This window comes from Microbacterium sp. Kw_RZR3, from assembly GCF_029222405.1.
In the GTDB taxonomy this organism is placed as follows: domain Bacteria; phylum Actinomycetota; class Actinomycetes; order Actinomycetales; family Microbacteriaceae; genus Microbacterium.
This window is the reverse complement of the sequence record NZ_JARHXC010000158.1, coordinates 1-3,438: the sequence shown is the minus strand read 5'-3', so window position 1 is coordinate 3,438 and position 3,438 is coordinate 1. Positions and strand designations below refer to the sequence as shown.

The following is a 3,438-nucleotide window of genomic DNA, read 5'->3' as shown; positions in this document are numbered from 1 at the left end:
CACGCGCGATTCAGACTTCCGGATGCCGGGACCCGCGGTCGCGGTCCTCACGGCATCCCGCGAGTACAACTCAACACCTCACCCCACTACACGTGTCATATAGCGGGCACGTGATCGAAAGGAACACATAGTGCTCATCGCACAGCGTCCCACTCTGACCGAGGAGAAGGTCGGGGAGTTCCGCAGTCGTTTCGTCATCGAGCCCCTCGAGCCCGGCTTCGGTTACACCATCGGCAACGCCCTGCGTCGCAGCCTGCTGTCGTCGATCCCCGGCGCGGCCGTCACGAGCATCCGCATCGACGGCGTCCTGCACGAGTTCAGCACGATCCCGGGCGTGAAGGAAGACGTCACCGAGATCATCCTGAACATCAAGCAGCTCGTCGTCTCGAGCGAGCGTGACGAGCCCATCACCGCGTACCTGCGCAAGACCGGCTCCGGCGAGGTCACGGCCGCGGACATCTCGGCTCCGGCCGGGGTGGAGGTGCACAACCCCGATCTGGTCATCGCGACCCTGAACGACACGGCGAAGTTCGAGCTCGAGCTCACCATCGAGCGCGGCCGCGGCTACGTCTCGGCCACGCAGAACCGCAACGAGTACGCCGAGGCGGGTCAGATCCCGATCGACTCGATCTACTCGCCCGTTCTCAAGGTCAGCTACCGCGTCGAGGCGACCCGTGCCGGCGAGCGCACGGACTTCGACAAGCTCGTCCTCGACGTCGAGTCGAAGCCTTCGATCGCTCCGCGCGACGCCGTTGCTTCGGCCGGGCGCACGCTCACCGAGCTGTTCGGCCTGGCCCGCGAGCTGAACGTCGAGGCCGAGGGCATCGAGATCGGCCCCGCTCCGGTCGAGACCGTTCTCTCGAACGAGCTGTCGATGCCGATCGAGGACCTCGATCTGTCGGTTCGTTCCTACAACTGCCTCAAGCGCGAGGGCATCAACACGGTGTCCGAGCTGGTCGCCCTCTCGGAGACCCAGCTGATGAACATTCGCAACTTCGGTCAGAAGTCGGTCGACGAGGTGCGCGACAAGCTCGTCTCGCTCGGCCTCTCGCTCAAGGACTCGGTGCCCGGCTTCGACGGTGCCCAGTTCTTCGGCGGCTACGACGAAGAGACCGTCTGACCCCGTCAGACCCGACCGAACCTTCCTACTGGAGTAACACGAAATGCCTAAGCCCACGAAGGGTCCCCGCCTCGGAGGCGGCCCGGCCCACGAGCGTCTGCTTCTCGCGAACCTCGCCGCAGCGCTGTACACGCACAAGTCCATCAAGACGACCGAGACGAAGGCCAAGCGCCTTCGCCCGCTCGCTGAGCGCCTCATCACGTTCGCCAAGCGTGGCGACCTGCACGCGCGTCGTCGCGTGCTGAGCGTGATCGGCGACAAGGAAGTCGTGCACACCCTGTTCACCGAGATCGCGCCGCTGGTGGCCGAGCGTGACGGCGGATACACCCGCATCACCAAGGTCGGCAACCGCAAGGGTGACAACGCCCCCATGGCTGTCATCGAGCTCGTCCTCGAGCCCGTGATCAAGAAGCCCTCGTCGTCGAAGGCCGCCGCGACTCCTGCTGCTGCCGCCCCGGCCGAGGAGACCGCCGCCGAGGAGACCGTCGCCGAGGAGACCGTCGTCGACGAGACCCCCGCTGCCGACGAGTCGGCTGAGGCCGGCGCCGAGTCGCAGGACGAGGGTGCCGCTGCCGAAGCTGCCGCCGAGGACGCCGTCGCGGACGACAACAAGGCCTGAGCTCCGCTCGCCTACGAAGCCCTCACCCCACCGGGGTGAGGGCTTCGTCGTGTTTCCGGGTCGACGTAGGCTGGAGGGGTGCGTCTTCGACTCGACATTTCCTACGACGGAACGCACTTCCGGGGGTGGGCCCGACAACCGGGCTTGCGCACCGTGCAGGGAACCCTCGAGGATGCCTTCGCGAGAATTCTGGGCGGCGACCCCCGTCTGGTTGTCGCGGGCAGGACGGATGCCGGCGTGCACGCGTCCGGGCAGGTCGCGCACCTGGATCTCGACGACGATCAACAGGCGAGATTGCCGCGCCGTCGCCGTCAAGGCGACGAGGACGACGCCGTAGCCGCCCTCGCAGGCCGTGTGCGCGGCGTTCTGGGCGCGTACCCCGACGTGACCGTGCACCGCACCGCGCTCGCACCCGAGGGCTTTGACGCGCGCTTCTCGGCGGTATGGAGGCGTTACACGTATCGGGTCGCGGACGCCAACTCGGGGTACGAGCCCCTGGAACGCCTGCACACGACCACGGTCAAGGCTCGCCTCGACGTGGAGACCATGCACGCCGCCGCGCAACGTCTCATCGGCCTGCACGACTTCGCGGCGTACTGCAAGGCTCGCGAGGAGGCCACGACGATCCGCACCCTGCTGGAGTACGACTGGAGTCGCCGGGAGGACGGCATCCTGGTCGCGAACGTGCGCGCGGACGCGTTCTGCCACAGCATGGTCCGTGCGCTCGTGGGCGCGTGCGTGGCTGTGGGGGAGGGGCGCCTCGACGTGGAGGACGTGGTCCGCATCCGCGATGACGGGCGCCGGACCCCCGATACCAAGGTGCTGGCCGCCCGAGGGCTGGTTCTCGCGGAGGTGGGGTACCCCGCCGACGATCTGCTGGCTTCTCGCGCCGAGCAGACGCGAAACCGGAGGGATGCCGACGACATCGGCGCATGAATCGTCCAAGAGTGCATCCGCAACCCCCGTTGCGAGACAGAGTGCGGCTCTAGGCTGGTGCCGTCATGAAGGTCATCTCGTACAACCTCCGCAAGCACCGCGCCGCCGGTGAGCTGTCGAAGCTCGTCGACGAGCACGCGGTCGACGTGTTGTGTCTTCAAGAGTGCGACACACGAGACATTCCCCCCGAGATCGCAGGCCTTCGGCTCGCCGAGGCGACCCAGCGCAATCGCCTCGGACTGGCGGTCTACTATCGCGAGAACACCTTCCGGGCTGTGGAGGTGCGTGCGATCGCGCTGAAGAAGTCGCTGCACGACTACGTTCTGAAGCCTGCAGAGGAACGCATGCTGGGTGTGCGTCTGCGCGACATCGACGACGGCCGCGAGGTTATCGTCGCATCGTTCCACGCAGCCCCGCTGACCGCTCTGAACTCCCTGCGGCGGCACCAGATCCGCACCGCCCTCAACGAACTGCAGAACCTGGGGCCGGGGCTTCCCGCTCTCATGGTCGGCGACTACAACTACCCGGTCTTCAAGGAGAACCTGGGACAGAAGGTGCGCGACCAGGGGTACGAGCTCACCTTGAGTGATGCACGGACGTACACGCGGTATCGATTCTTCCGCGGGCACTACGACTTCGCCACCTCGGTCGGTTTCGACATCGCCCACATCCGCACGCTGCCGCAAGGGCTGAGCGATCACCTGCCGATCCTCATCACCGCCGAGGTGTCGACGTCACACACGCCCCCGGTTCGTGACTGACG

General features: G+C 66.7%; 4 protein-coding genes. All 4 read left to right on the top strand.

Going from position 1 to position 3,438, the window contains the following annotated elements; all coding sequences use genetic code 11:
- Positions 1 to 130: 130 nt before the first annotated feature.
- Entirely contained in the window at positions 131 to 1,120 is a 990-nt protein-coding gene (locus P2P98_RS08385) for a DNA-directed RNA polymerase subunit alpha (RefSeq protein ID WP_013583989.1), read from the top strand.
- Positions 1,121 to 1,163: 43 nt separating this feature from the next.
- Positions 1,164 to 1,739 carry a 50S ribosomal protein L17 gene (gene rplQ, locus P2P98_RS08380; protein WP_275799036.1) on the top strand — a complete coding sequence of 192 codons (576 nt, stop codon included), beginning with the start codon at positions 1,164 to 1,166 and terminating at the stop codon, positions 1,737 to 1,739.
- A 78-nt stretch (positions 1,740 to 1,817) separates the two neighbouring features.
- The gene (gene truA / locus P2P98_RS08375; protein WP_275799033.1) at positions 1,818 to 2,675 is read left to right on the top strand and encodes a tRNA pseudouridine(38-40) synthase TruA; all 858 of its coding nucleotides are present in this window, start codon (positions 1,818 to 1,820) and stop codon (positions 2,673 to 2,675) included.
- 65 nt (positions 2,676 to 2,740) lie between these two features.
- Positions 2,741 to 3,436: an endonuclease/exonuclease/phosphatase family protein gene (locus P2P98_RS08370; RefSeq protein ID WP_275799030.1), complete on the top strand. Its 696-nt coding sequence runs from the start codon at positions 2,741 to 2,743 to the stop codon at positions 3,434 to 3,436.
- Positions 3,437 to 3,438 lie beyond the last annotated feature (2 nt).